Source organism: Cellvibrio fontiphilus, assembly GCF_042646205.1.
GTDB lineage: Bacteria > Pseudomonadota > Gammaproteobacteria > Pseudomonadales > Cellvibrionaceae > Cellvibrio > Cellvibrio fontiphilus_A.
Genome location: NZ_JBHRTF010000002.1, coordinates 259,121 through 277,244 on the forward strand (window position 1 = coordinate 259,121; position 18,124 = coordinate 277,244).

Genomic DNA, 18,124 nt, shown 5'->3' on the forward strand with positions numbered 1-18,124 from the left:
GGTAACTTAAAAACAATCATTCTTTTGGTTTCTTCAATTCTTTATTTTTCGCTGACTCAATTTGCTGAATGCTGTGATCCGGCACAGGAAGTTTTTCCGGCATGGTTCCGCCCAGTTCATCAATAGTCTGGCGAACTTTGTGCCCGACTTCGAAATGGGTTTTGTTGGCCAGTGTTTTGTTGCTTACCTTATCACGCCGAAGTTTTTCTTCAGTTTGCGTGGCGCGGAACAGATTGGCAGCGAGTTCCGTACTGCCCATGTGGTCTAGAATCTTCTGGCTTTTTTTCAGGCCTTTTTGCGCGTGGATATCCTTGGCACCAAGGCCGCCGTACAACCCTTTGTAACCATGATCTTGAAAAATGGCGTAATCCAAGGGGGAGTTCACCCCCGCATCTTTTGCAGCCGCTGCCAGATGTTTGTTGTGCGCGGCGAGTTCATGGCGGATGGCGAGGCGTTTTTCATCTTCGGAAAGTTGTGCGAATTTTTTATCATCCGCCAATTCCTGCCGACGAGTTTGCAGGGCGAAATAGGTTTGCCCTTGGGCGATAACCGGCTTGGACGGATCGCCATTCTGCACGATCAGGTAACAGGCATAGCGGGACAGGCGCACGTCCTCGACCTCACGTCTTGCGCCGGAGCCAATTTCGACCATTTTGCTGATATCAGCAAAATGGTCTGTTACCGATTTGCCAGCCTGCTGACAAGCGACTCGCGCTTTGTCCACAACCTGCGCGAAGTTGCGCCACTGCAAGTACTCCAGCAATGGTGCAAGCTCCCGTGCCGACCAGTATTCATTGCCATCAGCATCTAGATGACGGATTCCATCGAAGGTGGTTTGATGTTGGTCGCTCACGTTTTTTTCAGTCATGTTTACTCTCCTTGTTAGCTAAAGGCTGGGGGATGCTGCGGCAAGGCATCCAAACGGGGTATTGTTGCAGGATCACTGTGCGCTGTTGTGGGTTAGCGAGAGGTTGGCCGGTCATTATTTTGAATGCTAGTTAGTCGGCGTTAATTACAAAAGTAACAATCTATCAGTTTAAGGAATGGCGCACGAGATTTAAAAAAATGGCGAATGCGTTATCACACATTCGCCATAGAGTAAGAATAGAACTTACAGATTTATTGCTTCACACAATCCACAAAGTAATCTTTTTTGCCATCCACTTCGCGTTTCACCAAGCCGTGAACGTCGGTTTCAAAGCCGGGGAATTTCTCGTTGAAATCGCGCGCGAACTTCAAATAATCCACGATGGTTTTATTGAAGCGCTCGCCCGGAATCAACAGCGGAATGCCTGGCGGGTAAGGTGTTAACAAAATTGACGTGATGCGGCCTTCCAATTCGTTGATAGGCACACGCTCGATTTCGCGGTGCGCCATTTTGGCGAAGGCATCGGAGGGTTTCATCGCCGGTTGCATATCGGACAAATACATCTCAGTGGTCAGGCGCGCAACGTCGTAGGCTTTGTAGAAGTCGTGAATCTGCTGGCACAAATCGCGCAGGCCCATGCGCTCATAGCGCGGGTTGGCTTGCGCAAACTCGGGCATGATGCGCCACATAGGTTGGTTTTTGTCGTAGTCGTCTTTGAATTGTTGCAGCGCGGCTACCAGGGTATTCCAGCGGCCTTTGGTGATGCCGATGGTGAACATAATGAAGAAGGAATAGAGGCCGCACTTCTCGATAATAACGCCGTTTTCGGCAAGGTATTTGGTGACGATAGACGCCGGAATACCGGTTTCGCTGAATTGGCCATTCACCGATAAACCGGGGTTAACAATGGTGGCTTTGATCGGGTCGAGCATGTTGAAGTTGGGCGCGAGTTTGCCGAAACCGTGCCAGTTGTCGTCGCTGCGCAGTACCCAGTCTTCGCGCGAGCCAACGCCGTCTTCGGCAAATTCATCGGGGCCCCAGACCTGGAACCACCAATCCTGACCCCATTCGGCGTCCACTTTTTTCATGGCGCGACGGAAATCCAGCGCTTCCAGAATCGACTCTTCTACCAAGGCCTGACCACCTGGCGCTTCCATCATGGCCGCCGCCACATCGCAGGAGGCGATGATGGAATACTGCGGCGAGGTAGAAGTGTGCATCAAGTAGGCCTCATTAAAGGCGTCCTGATCCAGTTTCACTTTTTCTGATTCACGCACCAATACCTGCGAGGCTTGCGACAAACCGGCCAGTAGCTTGTGGGTGGATTGAGTAGAGAAAATCATCGACTCTTTGGCGCGCGGGCGGTCTTTGCCAATCGCGTGCATGTCTTTATAGAAGCTGTGGAAGGTGGCGTGGGGCAGCCAGGCTTCGTCAAAGTGCAGGGTATCAATCTTGCCATCCAGCATGTCTTTGATGGTCTCTACGTTGTAGAGCACGCCGTCGTAAGTGGACTGGGTGATGGTAAGAATGCGCGGTTTTTTATTGGCCGCCTCGCGCGCAAAGGGGTTGGCTTCGATTTTGCGGGCGATGCTCTCGGGGGTAAATTCCTCCAGCGGAATCGGGCCGATAATGCCGAAGTGGTTGCGCGTGGGCATAAGGAATACCGGAATCGCGCCGCACATAATGATCGAGTGCAAAATGGATTTATGGCAGTTGCGATCCACCACCACAATATCGCCCGGCGCGACCGTGGAGTGCCAGACCATTTTGTTGGAGGTGGAGGTGCCGTTGGTCACAAAGTAGCAGTGGTCGGCGTTAAAAATACGCGCAGCATTGCGCTCGGAAGCGGCGACCGGGCCAGTGTGATCGAGCAGCTGACCCAATTCTTCCACCGCGTTACACACGTCGGCACGCAGCATGCGCTCGCCGAAAAACTGGTGGAACATCTGGCCAATGGGCGATTTCAAAAAGGCCACGCCGCCGGAGTGACCGGGGCAGTGCCAGGAGTAGGAGCCGTCCTGCGCGTAGTGCACCAGCGCGCGGAAGAAGGGCGGTGCCAAACCATCCAGATAGGATTGGGCTTCGCGAATAATATGGCGCGCCACAAATTCGGGCGTGTCCTCAAACATGTGAATAAAGCCGTGCAGCTCGCGCAAAATATCGTTGGGAATATGGCGCGAGGTGCGGGTCTCACCGTAGAGGTAAATGGGGATATCCGCATTTTTGTAGCGAATTTCTTCCACAAAGGCGCGCAGGGCTTTAAGGGCGTGATCAGTTTCTTCAAGCGAACCTGAGCCAAACTCTTCGTCGTCGATGGACAAAATAAAGGCCGAGGCGCGCGATTGCTGCTGCGCAAATTGCGACAGGTCACCGTAGCTGGTAACGCCTAGCACCTCCCAGTTTTCTTGCTCAATCGCATTGGCGAGTGCACGAATGCCTGAACCCGAGGTGTTCTCGGAGCGAAAGTCTTCGTCGATGATGACGATGGGAAAGCGAAATTTCATGGAGTCTCCATAAAAAGGTATAAGGCTGGAATTTCACTTGCTGGCGAGACGCCTCTGGGTGGTGCTTTAGCTAACAAGAGCTTGGGTTATGTCGTCTGGATAACCGACGGCATCAGGCTGGTTGCGTGGCACTTCAGCCGGCCGGCGCGCCTGAGGGGCTAACCGAGAAAACCGGACGAGAGTTGAAGCCATTTGGCCGCGCATTGCCCGGTGCCGCGTGTAGTGCTAAACCGGCGCAACTGCGGCGGCGATTGTAAAACACTTAAACCGATTCAAACACCCATTTATTACAATCACCCGCGAGCCCGGCCGGATTAGTCGCTGGACTTTGCATCCTGCGGCGGATTGTCGGTGTTATGTTTGGGCACATTGTCGGTGTTATGTTTGGGCAGATTGTCGGTGCTGTGTTCGAGCGCATCGGCCGCGATAAGTGCCAGCGCCGCCGGCATGGCTTGATCGATCAGCACCTGCTCCTGCGCCGTGGGCACTTTGTAACCGCGCGGCCAGACACCATCCAGATAATCCCAACCATAACCCCAGCGGTAATGGTTCATCCAATAAGGGCTGCCGCCCCAGCGCACATTGGTGTAAATGTACTTGGCCATGCCCGGCCCCTGGGCCTGTTTCACGCAGGCGAGAATATCCTCATCCGCTTTTTTCCGATCTGCCTTGCTGCCGCCCAGCCAATAAGCCAGGTCGTGAGCGACGCAGCAGTGCCGCCATAAATTGGGCTGTTCGGGCGTACCGTCAATCCACAGCGAGCAGCCATCGGTAGTAAAGGGTTTAAGCTCGCTGGCGTGCAGCAGACTGGAACAGCCGGCAGTGGCGACAAACAGGGCGGTAAGCAAAAACAGGCGCATGGGAAATTCCTTGCTGGGCATAATCAATACCAAAATGCCGGCGATTTTAACCGGCAGCCGCGGAAACTCTATTACTTTTTAGCCGCGCGATATGGCCTCGCCCACCGCGCCCAATGCCAGTACAATGCTGGCCACTTTGCTACCTTCTACCCAGCACTTTTGCTGCCTATGCCCGCCCCATGGGTTATGGGACACCAGCCTTGGAACCTGCTATGAACGAGAAAAAAACCACCCATTTTGGCTTTCAACAAGTTCCGGTCGAGGAAAAGGCCGAGCGGGTCGCCGAGGTGTTCCACTCGGTCGCCGCCAAATACGACCTGATGAATGACTTGATGTCAGGCGGCATCCATCGCCTGTGGAAGCGTTTTACCATCGAAGCTTCCGGCGTGCGCGCCGGCCACAAGGTGCTGGACATTGCCGGCGGCACCGGCGATTTGAGCTATCAATTCGCCAAGCTGGTGGGCGACCAAGGGCAGGTAGTGCTGGCCGATATCAACGCCTCCATGTTAGGTGTTGGGCGCGACCGCCTGACGGATCGCGGCATTGCCGGCAATATCAACTTCGCCCAGTGCGATGCCCAATACCTGCCCTTCCCCGACAACACCTTCGACTGCATTACCATCGCCTTTGGCCTGCGCAATGTCACCGACAAAGACCTCGCACTGCGCTCCATGCTGCGCGTGCTCAAACCTGGCGGGCGTTTGCTGGTGCTGGAATTCTCCAAACCGCAGAGCGACATTCTCAGCAAAATTTACGACACCTATTCGTTCAAGGTGCTGCCGTTTATGGGCAAGCTGGTGACCAACGACGCCGAGAGCTATCGCTACCTTGCCGAATCCATTCGCATGCACCCGGATCAACAAACCCTGCAAACCATGATGGATGAGGCCGGTTTTGTGCGCACCGAATTCCACAATATGACCGGCGGCATAGTGGCGCTGCACAAGGGCATCAAACCCTAATGGCCAATACAATTACCCTCGCCGCACTCGCCAGCGCGGAAAAAATGTTCAACGCCGCGCTGCGCTACGACCCGGCCACCCGCCTTGGCCTTGCCCGACTGGAAGGCAAAATTATTGCGCTGCACATCACCGCCCCCGCGCTCAATTTTTTTGTGATGCCGATGGATGACGAATTGCGCCTGATGAGCCATTGGGATGGCGCTGTGGATACCCGCATCAACGGTTCACTGCTCGCGCTTATGCAACTGGCACAGACTGAAACCCACAACTTAAAACACAGCGGCGTCACGGTGATGGGGGATTTGCAACTGCTCGCGGAGCTGCAGCGCTTGCTGAAAAATCTGGATATCGACTGGGAAGAAATGCTCAGCCAATTCACCGGCGATGTGATTGGTCACCAAAGCGCAGAATTATTGCGCGCGCAACTGGGCTGGGTAAAAGATCGCGCCCGCAACAGCCAGCGCCTGACACGCGAATTTCTCACCGAAGAATTACAGGCCTTGCCCGCCAAAGCCGAGCTTGAAAATTTTTATCAGCAGGTGGATGAACTGCGCTTGGCGGTGGATCGCGCCGCGGCGCGCGTAGAAATCTTGCTGCGCAAAAACGATCATTTACAGAAAAACCATTAAAGAGAAATCGAATCCGTGATTGTTTTTTTTCGCCTCTTAAAAATCCTGCGCGTATTTGCCCGCTATCGCCTCGATCAATTACTGCCCGCCAACTTGCCATTCGCCGCGCAGCTGTTGCTGGTGTTGTTTAAACTCTTCCCCACGCCGCGCAACGCCAAGGGCGAAGCCATGACGCGCGGTGAATGCCTGCGCCGCGCCTGCGAAGATTTGGGGCCGATTTTTGTTAAATTTGGCCAGCTGTTATCAACGCGCCCCGATCTGGTTCCCGCCGATATAGTGCTGGAACTCAATCACCTGCAAGACAATGTTGCGCCGTTTGCGCCTGAGGAATTCCAGCGCCTAGTGGAGTCATCGCTGGGCGCAAAAATCAGTGACATTTTTGCCAGTTACGATGCCGCGCCGCTCGCTTCCGCTTCCATTGCACAGGTGCATACCGCGGTGCTCAACAATGGCCGCGAGGTGGTAATTAAAGTCGTGCGCCCCGGCATTGAGCGGGTGATTGAGCAGGATATTCAACTGCTGTTATTGGTCGCGCGCTGGGTAGAAAAAAATACCCTGGATGGCAAGCGCCTGCATCCGGTGGAAATTGTGCAGGATTACCGCACCACCATTTTTGACGAACTGGATTTACAGCGTGAAGGCGCCAATGCCTCACAACTGCGCCGCAATTTTTCCGCCTCGCCCCTGCTGTATGTGCCGGAAATTTATTGGGACTACAGCCGCAGCAATGTGCTGGTGATGGAGCGCATTTACGGCATTCCCGTTACCGATGTTGCCGCGCTCACAGCACAGGGCACCGACATGAAAAAACTCGCCGAACGCGGCGTAGAGATTTTTTTCACCCAAGTGTTTGAGCACAACTTCTTCCATGCCGATATGCACCCCGGCAATATTTTTGTGTCCCGCAACAATCCACAATTGCCGCAATACATTGCGGTCGACATGGCAATTGTCGGCTCGCTCACGCGCGAGGATCAATACTATTTAGCGCGCAACCTGCTCGCCATGTTTCGCCGCGATTACCGTTTGGTGGCAGAGCTACATGTGCAAAGCGGCTGGGTGCCAAGCAGCGTGCGAGTAGAGGAGTTGGAAGCGGCGATTCGCACGGTATGCGAGCCGATTTTTGAAAAACCGCTCAAAGAAATTTCCTTTGCCAATGTGCTGCTGAGTTTGTTCCGCACGGCGCGCCGCTTTGATATGGAAGTACAGCCACAACTGGTACTGCTGCAAAAAACCCTGCTCAACATTGAAGGGCTGGGGCGCCAGTTATACCCGGATCTGGATTTGTGGGTGACCGCCCATCCATTCTTGGAGCGCTGGTTAAAAAACCGTTTCCACCCCAAATCGCTCTGGGGCGAATTTAAACGCTATGCCCCCGAATGGATGGAAAAATTCCCACAGGTGCCGGATCTCATTTTTAACAGCTTGCAACAGCTACCAATCATCAGCCAAAAGCTGGATGCACTGGAGCACGACATTCACCACAACCGCCTGCATAAACAGCGCGGCCGCCGCAAATTGATTGCGCTCCTGGCCTTTGGTGCGGCGGGTTATTTCCTCTATAAGGACACCCAAGGTTCTGCAGTGCTGTTGGATTGGTTGGCAACCGATGTATCGCCAGCAACTATTGCACTCGCTGCGATTGGCTTGGTAGCGCTCTGGTTCAGACGATAATTGCAGCGCACGCACACTGGACAATCACTGGATGATATTGAAACTAGCCAGCGCTTTGGTAAAACAGGCTTAATCGATAGGTTTTAACAACCGGGCTTGGTAAAACAAGCCCTTGCATTATATCCGCAATATTTTTTATACCATTTTTTCTAAACAAAACTTCATAAAGCCCGCGTAGCTATTCTGAATCCTTCTGTTATTATCGATTATCAACAATAGCGATAGTGAAGGATTTCATTGTTATGTCGAGCGCGACGCGTATTCTGTTGGTTGATGACACTCCCGAAAATCTGGATGTGCTGAGCGGCATTCTGGAGGATCTGGATTGTCAGCTTATAGTAGCAACATCCGGGGAGCGCGCCCTGGAGTTGGCCACTCGCCGCCTGCCCGATTTAATCCTGCTCGATGTGATGATGCCTGACATCAACGGCTTTGATGTTTGCACTCGCCTCAAGGGCGAATTGAGCACTACCGAAATTCCCATTATTTTTGTCACCGCCCGTACCGACGATATTAGCCAGGGGTTTCGTGTGGGCGGCGCTGATTACATTACCAAACCAATTAATGCCGACGAAGTGCGCGCGCGCGTGCGCCACCAGCTAGAGCGTCAGGCCATGCTGGCGGAACTAAAATCCTTTAACCGCGAACTGGAAACCAAAGTGCGCGAACGCACCTCGGAACTCACCATCGCCAACCGCCAATTGCGCGAAGAAATTAATGAGCGGCGCTACATGCAAGACCGCTTGAATTACCTCGCCACCCACGATTTTGTCACCCGCCTGCACAACCGCAACGCACTTGAATCTTTTGTCTCTGAATTACTCGCGCGCATTCAAGTACAGGATGTTAACGCCTCGTTTTTAATGATCGACATCGACCGGTTTCGCGTGGTTAATGAAAGTTGCGGCAGCATCGCCGGCGACGAACTGCTGCGCCAGTTTGCCGACAGCATCAGCGGTTTGTTGAGCCGCAATGATTTTTTTGCGCGCTTGGGTGGCGACAGGTTTGCGGTAGTCACTTATTGCGAAGAGGGCGATAAAGGCGAGGCCTTGGCGCAAACTATTTTAACGCACCTGCGGGATTTCAAATTCCAATGGGAGGATCGCCAATTCACCCTCGCTGCATCCATCGCCACTGTGCCGCTAGCGCGCACCATGGTGAGTTACGATCAGGTATTACTCGCGGCGGACGAAGTTATTTTTGTCGCCAAACAAGAAGCGCGCGGCGGTATTTACACCTATGCCGATGCCGCCAAACGCAGCAACTTGCACAAAGATAATATCAACTGGGCCTCGCGCCTGGTGGATGCCATCCACAGCCAGGCCTTCCGCGCCTACTTTCAAATGATTGAATATTTTCCGGTAGCCCAGGAAGCGGCAGCCCCCTGTTACCGGCTCGAAGTGTTGATGCGTTTGTGGGATGCAGAACATCAGCGCATGGTATCGCCCGGCGAATTTATTGGCCCGGCAGAGCGGCTGCACTTAATTCCAGAACTGGATAAATGGATTCTAAATGCCACCCTCGCCTTTTTTGATCAGCACCGCGATTTGCTGGAAAAAATGGATATGGTGTCTATTAATATTTCGGCCTTCTCTATTCGCGAAACCCATTTCGCCACCACCATCACCAACAGTTTTGCGCAATATAATTTACCGCCCCAAAAATTTTGTTTTGAGCTGACCGAAACCCAAGCCATTGTGAATGTGGATGCCGCGCGGCATTTCATGCAATTGCTGCGCAATTTTGGTTGCCACTTTGCGCTGGATGATTTTGGCAGCGGGTTTGCCTCTTACGCTTACCTGCATCAACTGTCATTCGACAAAATAAAAATCGACGGTATTTTTGTGCGCGATATGGATACCGATGCCTCCCACTATGCGATGGTGAAATCCATTGTGGAAATGGCCGTGTCACTCGATAAAGAAGTGATTGCCGAATTTGTGGAAACCCCTGAGGTCGCCAACAAATTGTATGCGCTGGGTGTGCGCTGGGGGCAGGGCTATCACCACCACCGGCCACAGGCGTTAACTCACCAGTCGCTGGAAAAATTACTGCAACTGAACACCGGGCAGCATAATTAATCTTTCAGGAATCGCACCGGTGAGTTTTAACACTCGAAAAAAAATATACCTGTTACTTAAACTGCCCGCACTCAACCTGCTATTTGCGCTGGGTTATTTTTTGCTGGCGCAGTTTGGCAGCGCCTGGAGTTCACTCACCGCACAAGTTTCACTGATCTGGCCCGCCGCGGGTTTTGCACTCTTTGGTGTGCTGGTCTTTGGGCTGCGTGTTGCGCCGGGTTTATTTGCCGGGGCACTTGCCGCTAATCTGGTAACCCATCTTTATCCTGCATTTGGTTTGGGCATCACCAGCTGGTCAGCTGGTATTGTGGTGAGCGCCGCAATGTTGGCACAAACCATTGTGATCGCCCGCCTCAATCAAGGCATTTTGAATAGAAACCTGCTGGTGAATTTACCGCGCACCCTGGGTTTTATTGGCAGCGTATTTGGCGGTGCCTTGATCGCGCCATCACTGGGCATAGCCACCTTTGCTTATCTGGAATTAGTGCCGGATGGCGAACAAGCCAAAGCCTGGGCGTTTTGGTGGATGGGCGACAGCATAGGCATGCTCACATTCACGGCATTACTGGCCTGGCTATTAATTCCGCGCGTGCGCCATAACCTGCATGCCCAGGCATTTTTATTATTGTGTGTCGGCGTTGGGCTGGTATTTTTTTTAGTCTCGGCGCTGGGGTATATCCAACATTCAGAGGCGCAGCGTCTGGCCGACGCGGTTAAATCAATGACCCTGAATCACCCTGTTGATTCACGCCCCTGGTACATTCCCAGCTTGTTACAACTTTCTGCCCTGGCGATAGGTTTAACCCTGATAGGTTTGCTGTCTGCGTATATTCGCACCCGTCAACAACACGATGAATTGCTCAGGGAAAACCAGCGCAAACTGGAAGAGGAAATTCTTTCGCACACCCAGGCACTGCGCAAAGCCAATGACTGGCTGCTCAATGAAGTGGTACAGCGGCAGCAAACACAGGAGCAATTGCAGGAGTCGCAACAAGCCCTGCGCGCTCGCGAGCAACACCTGCGCAGCCTGCTGGATAATATTCCCGATCCGGTGTGGTTTAAAAATTTGCAGGGCGTTTACATCAGCTGTAATAAAGCCTTTGCCAAAATATTGGAACTGACTGAAGCGGAAATTGTTGGCAAAAGTGAAGAGCAACTGGTGAACCCCGAGCTAGCCGCGCTGTTTCAAAAAAATGATCAAGCCACATTACAAAGCGACTCATCCCACCGCTATGAACAACTGATTGTTATCAACAACGAACACCGCTATTTACTCGACACCATTAAAGTTGCATTGCACAACGACAAAGGTGAAGTCGCAGGCATATTGGGTATAGGCCGCGACATTTCCGCACAGAAAGACGCCGAGCGCCAATTATCCCTCGCCAAAGAAGCGGCCGAAGAAGCAACACGTGCAAAGAGTCGTTTCCTTGCCAATATGAGCCATGAAATTCGCACGCCATTAAATGCCGTGTTGGGTTATACGCAATTATTAATGCGCGACCAAAGTATTACTGGCACCCAGCGCGAGCGCCTGCAATTAATTCTGGTATCCAGCCAACGGTTGTTAGGCCTGATTAATGATGTCCTGGATTTATCCAAAATCGAATCCGGTGTGCTCAATTTACGTAAGGAATATTTTGATTTGCACCAGGAAGTCGCCGATATCCAAACCATTATGGCGGAGCGCGCCGACAGCAAAGGGCTGCAGTTGATTACGCAAGTGGATTTGCCCAGCCCTTATATTGTTAAAGGAGACCGACAAAAAATTGGGCAGATTTTATTAAACCTGTTGGGCAACGCCATTAAATTTACCCCGCAAGGCAGCGTGAGTTTGTACGTTGCCAATTTACAAGGTGAAGTGGAATTTGTAATTGGCGATACCGGCCCGGGCATTTCCGAACAGGAATTGGCTGATTTATTTGCCGCCTTTAAACAAGGCCAAGCCGGTGAAGATGTTGGCGGCACGGGGCTGGGTTTAACCCTGTCGCGCCATTTGGCCGAAGGCATGGGCGGCAGCCTGCACCTTTCCAGTGTGCTTGGGCAAGGCACACTCGCGCATTTGCGCCTGCCGTTGGTGAGTGAAAATATTGTGCTTGATACCCGGCAGCAGCCCAAGGCAACACGCATGGAGGAAAACTGCCACATTAAAGCACTGGTAGTGGAAGATGATTTTGCCAGCTGTGAAATTTTAATGGACTTGCTGCAACAACTTGGCTGCGACACCTATGCGGCGCACGATGGGCGCGAAGGTTTGGCCATGTGCAAGGCGCACCAGTTCGATATTATTTTTACCGACATCCGCATGCCGGGTATGAATGGCCTGGAAATGTTCCGCCAGCTGCGCGCAGGCGATAACTACCAACAGACGCCGATTGTGGCAGTCTCCGCCTCCAGTCTTGAACATGAGCGCAGTTATTATCTGGCGCAGGGGTTTCAGGAATTTATCGGTAAACCCTATGCTTTTGACGATATAGTAAAAGCCTTGCGTCAATTTACCGCAGCGCGTTTTACCGATGACGCAGAGGTAAAATTGGCAGGTGAAAATCACCCGGCGCTGAGTCTGTTACAACAGCCGGATTTGGCGGCACACAGCAATTTACTGACGGAATTAAATAAAGCTGCCGCCAGTGGCGATATGGCTAAATGCAAACAAATTATGGCGGAATTCAGCGCTGAAAATATTGGCGCACAGCGCCATCAACAATTATCAACAGCGCTGCGGCAATACGATTTGGAGCGGGTAGAAACACTGATCAATACCTGGCTGATTAGTAGCAGCCAGAATTAACACGCAAACAGATTATTCAATCACCGCGCCCCAGCCATCGGATGTTCCACCCAAGGGGCCAGCCAATGCCTGCAAATGCGCCTGGATACGTTGAATCTCAGTATATTCCGGCACCATCTTGATAAAAGCCACCACTGCCCAGTAGGGCCAGGAATCTTCGTTCTCTGGTGTCATCGCCTCGCCTTCTTCCAAATCACCTTCATCATAAAGTGCATGAGCGGTATAACCGGCGGCTTTTAATGCCTGTTCAATTGTCAGTGCGGCAGCTTCGTCGGGGCAGTGCACACCAAACTCCAAATCCATCGGCTGGCTCAAATCTATGCCGTGTTCGTGCAACATTTGCAGCAGGCCGCCATCGTCATCGTTAGGAAAGTTCATACAAAACTCCGCAGTAAAAAAATAGAAAGGGATGAAACTGAATAGTGCGAAAAAAATTTATTCTGCGCTGAGCATAAAAGTCACAGGGCCGTCGTTCACCAGAGCCACTTTCATATCAGCAGCAAAAATGCCGGCGGCTACCGGTTGATGTCGCACACGTAATTGTTCAACAAAATAATCATAGAGTTGTTGCGCCTGAGCGGGTGGTGCCGCCGAGGAAAAACTCGGGCGCAAACCTTTGTTGGTATCGGCCGCCAGGGTAAATTGCGAGACCACTAAAATACCGCCGCCAATTTGTTGCACACTGCAATTCATTTTATTGTTGTCATCGGCAAACATTCGATAGGCGAGGATTTTATCGATCAACTTGTCTGCGGTGGCAGTGCCATCATTTTTTTGAATACCGAGCAGCAGCAAAATTCCCTGCCCGATTTCGCCGACGACATTGTTATCCACTGTTACCGATGCTTCGCTCACGCGCTGTAACAAACCCAACATAAATTTTATTCAATTCTCTGGTTGCTGATTGCAGCAAGGGATAAACACCATCGCCACTAACAATAACGGAGCCACAGGGCTCCGTTAGGGGTGCGCTATAACATTATTATCACGCGAGACGATCACTGGTATTGAGCAGCTTTTTAGCCAGGTCATCCGTTGCACGAATGAGTGCGTCAACAATACCCGGTTCACGCGAGGCGTGGCCAGCTTCGCGGATAATGTGCAGCTCTGACCCTGGCCAGGCTTTATGCAGCGCATAGGCGTTGTCCAGCGGGCAGATCACATCGTAACGCCCATGCACAATGGTGCCGGGAATGCCGGCCAGCTTGTGGGCATCGCGCAGAATTTGGTTGTGCTCCAAAAAGGCATTATTAACAAAATAGTGCGCCTCAATGCGCGCCAAGGAGAGTGCGCGGTGCGGCTCAGTGAAGGAGTCCACCACATCCTGACAAGGTTTTAGGGTAGCAGTGCGCCCCTCCCAGCCCGCCCAGGTTTTGGCGGCCGACATTTGCTGGATTTGGTTTTCTCCAATCAACTGGCGATAGTAGGCGCCCATCATATCGCTGCGTTCCGCTTCAGGAATTTGTGCGACAAAATCTTCCCAGAAATCGGGAAATAAACGGCTGGCACCCTCCTGATAAAACCATAATAAATCTTCGCGACGACATAAAAAGATGCCGCGCAAAATCAAACCCAATACGCGCTCAGGGTAGGTTTGGGCATAGACCAAACTCAGGGTTGAACCCCAGGAACCGCCAAACAATACCCACTTGTCGATACCCAGGGTTTGGCGGATAACTTCGATATCCTCTACCAACTTTTGGGTGGTGTTATTTTCCAGCTCGGCGTGGGGGCGCGAGCGGCCGGCACCGCGCTGATCAAACAATACAATGCGATACACTTCCGGATCAAAAAAGCGGCGGTCGTATTTACCGCAGCCAGCACCCGGGCCGCCATGTACAAACAAGACCGGTATTCCATCGGGGTTGCCCGATTCATCAACATACAGTTCGTGGGGAGCTTCTACGGCAATTTGGTGACGTTGGTAGGGTTTGATCTCGGGATAAAAAATCTGCATAAACTGGCCTTGTTTGAAACAGTATTGGGGGCATTCACAGCGGTGTTGAATTCCCCTAAAGGTAGCACATCCCCCTGTTAAACCCGAATCTTTTCTCTGTGCGCTGAACCGGTTAACGCACTTAACAAAGCTTTATTTGCCGCGCCAATACGCGCTTGTTAACCTGATGCAAACTAATTAGAGGAGAGAAGCATGTCGATATTTCCACAACTGCGCAGATTGGGTTTATGGGTATGCCTGGCGGCGAGCCCACTGGTCAACGCCGAGACCCTAGAGATCAAAACCCAAACCGGTTCGCTGCAGGTAAAAACCATTGCAGAAGGTTTGCAAAATGTATGGAGCATGGCGTTCCTGCCCGATGGCCGCATGCTAGTTACCGAGCGCCCCGGCCGCATGCGTATTGTGAGCCCGGACGGCAAAGTGGGTGCACCACTGGCCGGGCTGCCGGCGATAGTCGCCCAAGGTCAAGGCGGATTATTGGATGTAGTACTCGCGCCGGACTTTGCCACCAGCAAACGTGTTTATTTCAGCTACTCCGAACCCGGTGAAGGTGGCAATAGCACAGCGGTGAGCTACGCCACGCTCACCGATACCAAGCTGGAAAATGTCACGCGCGTGTTCAGCCAACAACCAAAAATAGATTCCAGCGCCCACTTTGGTTCGCGCTTGGTGTGGGCGCCAGATGGCACCCTGTTTATTACCCTTGGTGATCGCTACAGCGAAAAAGACAAAGCGCAAACGCTGGATAACCATCAGGGCAAAGTTGTGCGCATTAATGCCGACGGCACAGTGCCAAGCGACAACCCCTATGTAAAAACTGCCGGAGCACTGCCAGAAATTTGGTCCTTTGGTCATCGCAATGTGCAGGGCGCCGCTATCAACCCTCTAACCAAAAAACTTTGGACTGGCGAACATGGCCCCCAGGGTGGCGACGAACTGAACATTGATGAAGCGGGCAAAAACTACGGCTGGCCAGTGATTACCTACGGTGAAAATTACGGCGGCGGAAAAATTGGCGAAGGCACACACAAAGAAGGCATGGAGCAACCGCTGTACAAATGGGTGCCCTCCATTGCAACAGCCGGTTTTATTTTTTACACCGGCGATAAATTCCCGCAGTGGAAAAATAATATTTTACTCGCCAGCCTGCGTGAACAGACATTGGTACGCTTAACACTGGACGGCGACAAAGTGACTGGCGAAGAGCGACTCTTGAAAAAAGAATTAGGCCAACGCTATCGCTCGGTTATTCAAGGGCCGGACGGTTTGGTGTATTTGGTCACCGATGAAAGCAAAGGCAAAATTCTGCAGATTTCACCCAAATAGTTTCAACGCAGAATTATTTACGTGATGATTAACTCCCGCTGCGGCGGGAGTTTTTATTGGTGGACTAGCAGCCAACATGAACGACGATCTCTATCTTTTTGTCTACGGCACTTTGCGCCGCGCTTGCGCTACTGGCGCGCACCAGACCTATCTGGCCGGCGCTCAATTTATCGATACCGCAAAGGTCGAGGGCAATTTATATCGCGTCAGCTATTACCCCGCGCTGGTGTTAACTAACGCAGGTAGAATGGTAACCGGTGAAGTCTATCGGCTGGCTTGCGCCGCACAATTGGAGGCCTTGGACATCTATGAAGAGTGCACTTTTCCCGCGCTACCCGCGCAAGAATATCAGCGAATATCCATTCCGCTGATCACTGACAAGGGAATAAAGATTAACGCCTGGATCTACGCCTACCAGCGCAATTGCGAGCAGCTGGAACTCATTAGCAGTGGAGATTTTTTAAACCCTTGATGAGTGGATTTCCAAAATCGAAGTTAGGTTAATCATCAGTATCAAATGGCAAGGCAAGCTCGGTTTTTTGTGCAGGCTCACTGCCAATCATTTCATCATAGGGTGATTGCATCACCAACCAACCGCGGGTGTAACCCAAATCTTTTAGGGCTTGTTGCGCGCGAAACAAACTGGGAAATTTAGCCACCTTGCCTTCGGGGTTGCGCAACAGCTGTGCTGCTTCCGTTGAACCTACCGGCTCTTGGGTAATGCCCGCATGGTAATGTGCACAATCGCTGTAACTGAAAATTAATGCGCGTCCGGTGGCCATGTTTACCTCACTTTTTGAGCAGTTGTTTCAGGGATTTGCGCCACGGCGCAAGCATAATTTTTACAGTAACGCTTATCTGCCCAGCGGCGATAAATTGCATCCACCAGCGATGACCAAATACGCCAGCGCAGTGGTTTGAACAAAAATCCAAATGGCGTAAATGACCAGGCCGCTACATTCGCATCTACACCCAAAAGCCAGCTGCCATCGGGTTTTAGCAAATGCAAATCGCGCAACAGCTTTTCGCGCTCAGCGTCATCCAGTTGCGGCAGACTGTGAATGTCCACCAGTGTTAATCCAGCGCGGTTGTAGTTGCGTAAAAGAGCCATTTCCCTTGCGCATAACGGACAGCGGCCATCATAAAAGAGCTGGGCGGTTTGGATGGGCATGGGAAATGGCATAGCAGTTAAACCTCGTCTGATAACATGGATCGCATTTAACAACGCGGCAACTATAATCACCCCAGGCAAGTGCAAGGCCATGTTGTAATTGCAATCCACCCTATTATTACGCAAAGGCTGCGGAGGGCGATCAGCACTTGCCCTTGGCAATGCCAGCCGCTATGTTGCGCCCTGTTCGCTAGGGTCACCCGCGCGCCATGCGCTTTTTGGAGAATCACAATGAGCCAGTATCGGGCACTGAATTACGACATAGACCCAGTTTTTCACGCCGCCAACAAACCCCAACCCAAGGTGGGCATTCTGTTGGCCAACCTCGGCACCCCCGATGCGCCAACCACACCGGCACTGCGCCGTTACCTGGCGGAATTTTTGGCAGACCCGCGCGTCATTGAAATTCCGCGAGTGATTTGGCTGTTGATTTTGCACGGTATTATTTTGCGCGTGCGCCCCAGAAAATCGGCTGCACTTTATAAAAGCGTGTGGACGAGCGAAGGCTCGCCGCTGCTGGCCATTAGTAAACAGCAGCAAGCGGCCATACAAAACGAACTGGGCGATGGTTACAGCGTAAAACTGGGCATGCGCTACGGTAACCCATCGATTGCAAGCGCCTTGCGCGAATTACAAAAGGAAGCGGTGCGCAAAATTATTGTACTGCCACTCTACCCACAGTACGCAGGCCCAACCACCGGTTCTACCTTTGATGCGGTGGCGACAGAATTAAAAAACTGGCGCTGGGTGCCGGAATTACATTTTATTAATAATTATTGCGACCAGCCGCTGTACGTTGAAGCGCTCGCCAATTCGGTGCGTGAGCACATCGAAAAAAATGGTTTGCCGCAAAAAATTATTTTTTCTTACCACGGTATGCCCAAGCGCTATTTGACCTCGGGTGATCCCTACTTTTGTTTGTGCCAAAAAACCACGCGCTTGGTGCAGGAAAAGTTGGGGCTGGATAAAAATATTTGCCTCACCAGTTTTCAATCGCGCTTTGGCCGCGAGGAGTGGTTAAAGCCCTATACCGATGAAATACTGGAGCAACTGCCTAAAGACGGCATTAAAGATATTGCGATTTTATCGCCCGCGTTTAGCGCTGACTGTTTGGAAACCCTGGAAGAATTGGCAGTGGAAAATCGCCACGCCTTTTTGGAAGCTGGTGGCGAAAAATATGCGTATATTGCCGCGCTGAATGATCGCCCTGATCATATTCGCGCGCTGGCGGCGCTGTTAAAACAACACAGCTAAAGGTTTGTTTAACGCGTAAAACGCAATTCACAACAAGGCGACAGCCA

16 protein-coding genes are annotated in these 18,124 nt (G+C 52.0%); 8 read left to right on the forward strand and 8 right to left on the reverse strand.

Annotation, left to right across the window (positions count from 1 at the left end):
- Positions 1 to 16: 16 nt before the first annotated feature.
- The 3 genes from dinD to ACFODX_RS02990 form a co-directional block, all read right to left on the reverse strand.
- On the reverse strand, positions 17 to 868 hold the full coding sequence (gene dinD, locus ACFODX_RS02980) for a DNA damage-inducible protein D (RefSeq protein WP_378115907.1): 852 nt from the start codon (positions 866 to 868) through the stop codon (positions 17 to 19).
- 251 nt (positions 869 to 1,119) lie between these two features.
- A complete protein-coding gene (locus ACFODX_RS02985; protein WP_378115909.1) occupies positions 1,120 to 3,372 on the reverse strand; it encodes an Orn/Lys/Arg family decarboxylase in 2,253 nt (750 codons plus the stop codon).
- Positions 3,373 to 3,686: 314 nt separating this feature from the next.
- A complete protein-coding gene (locus ACFODX_RS02990; protein ID WP_378115911.1) occupies positions 3,687 to 4,232 on the reverse strand; it encodes a helicase in 546 nt (181 codons plus the stop codon).
- Between the two features lie 212 nt (positions 4,233 to 4,444).
- Between ACFODX_RS02990 and ubiE the strand changes: the two genes are divergently transcribed.
- From ubiE to ACFODX_RS03015, 5 genes are all read left to right on the forward strand, one after another.
- Complete coding sequence (ubiE, locus tag ACFODX_RS02995) at positions 4,445 to 5,194, forward strand: bifunctional demethylmenaquinone methyltransferase/2-methoxy-6-polyprenyl-1,4-benzoquinol methylase UbiE (RefSeq protein ID WP_378115913.1); 750 nt, start codon at positions 4,445 to 4,447, stop codon at positions 5,192 to 5,194.
- A complete protein-coding gene (locus tag ACFODX_RS03000; protein WP_378115915.1) occupies positions 5,194 to 5,823 on the forward strand; it encodes a ubiquinone biosynthesis accessory factor UbiJ in 630 nt (209 codons plus the stop codon). Before ubiE ends, ACFODX_RS03000 begins: the two co-directional genes overlap by 1 nt.
- 15 nt (positions 5,824 to 5,838) lie before the next feature.
- Complete coding sequence (gene ubiB / locus ACFODX_RS03005) at positions 5,839 to 7,497, forward strand: ubiquinone biosynthesis regulatory protein kinase UbiB (RefSeq protein ID WP_378115917.1); 1,659 nt, start codon at positions 5,839 to 5,841, stop codon at positions 7,495 to 7,497.
- Between the two features lie 242 nt (positions 7,498 to 7,739).
- Positions 7,740 to 9,578: a putative bifunctional diguanylate cyclase/phosphodiesterase gene (locus ACFODX_RS03010; RefSeq protein ID WP_378115919.1), complete on the forward strand. Its 1,839-nt coding sequence runs from the start codon at positions 7,740 to 7,742 to the stop codon at positions 9,576 to 9,578.
- A 19-nt stretch (positions 9,579 to 9,597) separates the two neighbouring features.
- The gene (locus ACFODX_RS03015) at positions 9,598 to 12,369 is read left to right on the forward strand and encodes a response regulator (RefSeq protein WP_378115921.1); all 2,772 of its coding nucleotides are present in this window, start codon (positions 9,598 to 9,600) and stop codon (positions 12,367 to 12,369) included.
- Positions 12,370 to 12,381: 12 nt separating this feature from the next.
- On the opposite strand, the gene ACFODX_RS03020 is transcribed toward ACFODX_RS03015, so the two are convergent.
- The 3 genes from ACFODX_RS03020 to pip form a co-directional block, all read right to left on the reverse strand.
- On the reverse strand, positions 12,382 to 12,747 hold the full coding sequence (locus ACFODX_RS03020; protein ID WP_378115923.1) for a ribonuclease E inhibitor RraB: 366 nt from the start codon (positions 12,745 to 12,747) through the stop codon (positions 12,382 to 12,384).
- 57 nt (positions 12,748 to 12,804) lie between these two features.
- Positions 12,805 to 13,245, reverse strand: a complete 441-nt coding sequence (gene dtd, locus ACFODX_RS03025) for a D-aminoacyl-tRNA deacylase (RefSeq protein ID WP_378115925.1) — start codon at positions 13,243 to 13,245, stop codon at positions 12,805 to 12,807.
- A 109-nt stretch (positions 13,246 to 13,354) separates the two neighbouring features.
- Positions 13,355 to 14,326: a prolyl aminopeptidase gene (gene pip, locus ACFODX_RS03030; RefSeq protein ID WP_378115927.1), complete on the reverse strand. Its 972-nt coding sequence runs from the start codon at positions 14,324 to 14,326 to the stop codon at positions 13,355 to 13,357.
- 192 nt (positions 14,327 to 14,518) lie between these two features.
- Between pip and ACFODX_RS03035 the strand changes: the two genes are divergently transcribed.
- Positions 14,519 to 15,652 (forward strand): PQQ-dependent sugar dehydrogenase, encoded by a 1,134-nt coding sequence (locus ACFODX_RS03035; protein WP_378115929.1) that lies wholly within the window; start codon positions 14,519 to 14,521, stop codon positions 15,650 to 15,652.
- 76 nt (positions 15,653 to 15,728) lie between these two features.
- Complete coding sequence (locus ACFODX_RS03040) at positions 15,729 to 16,124, forward strand: gamma-glutamylcyclotransferase family protein (RefSeq protein ID WP_378115931.1); 396 nt, start codon at positions 15,729 to 15,731, stop codon at positions 16,122 to 16,124.
- A 28-nt stretch (positions 16,125 to 16,152) separates the two neighbouring features.
- Here ACFODX_RS03040 and ACFODX_RS03045 read toward each other — a convergent pair whose 3' ends face one another.
- Both ACFODX_RS03045 and ACFODX_RS03050 read right to left on the reverse strand, forming a co-directional pair.
- Entirely contained in the window at positions 16,153 to 16,434 is a 282-nt protein-coding gene (locus ACFODX_RS03045; protein WP_378115933.1) for a DUF6482 family protein, read from the reverse strand.
- 2 nt (positions 16,435 to 16,436) lie between these two features.
- The gene (locus ACFODX_RS03050; protein ID WP_378115935.1) at positions 16,437 to 16,835 is read right to left on the reverse strand and encodes a thiol-disulfide oxidoreductase DCC family protein; all 399 of its coding nucleotides are present in this window, start codon (positions 16,833 to 16,835) and stop codon (positions 16,437 to 16,439) included.
- Positions 16,836 to 17,054: 219 nt separating this feature from the next.
- Between ACFODX_RS03050 and hemH the strand changes: the two genes are divergently transcribed.
- Complete coding sequence (hemH, locus tag ACFODX_RS03055) at positions 17,055 to 18,077, forward strand: ferrochelatase (RefSeq protein ID WP_378115937.1); 1,023 nt, start codon at positions 17,055 to 17,057, stop codon at positions 18,075 to 18,077.
- Positions 18,078 to 18,124 lie beyond the last annotated feature (47 nt).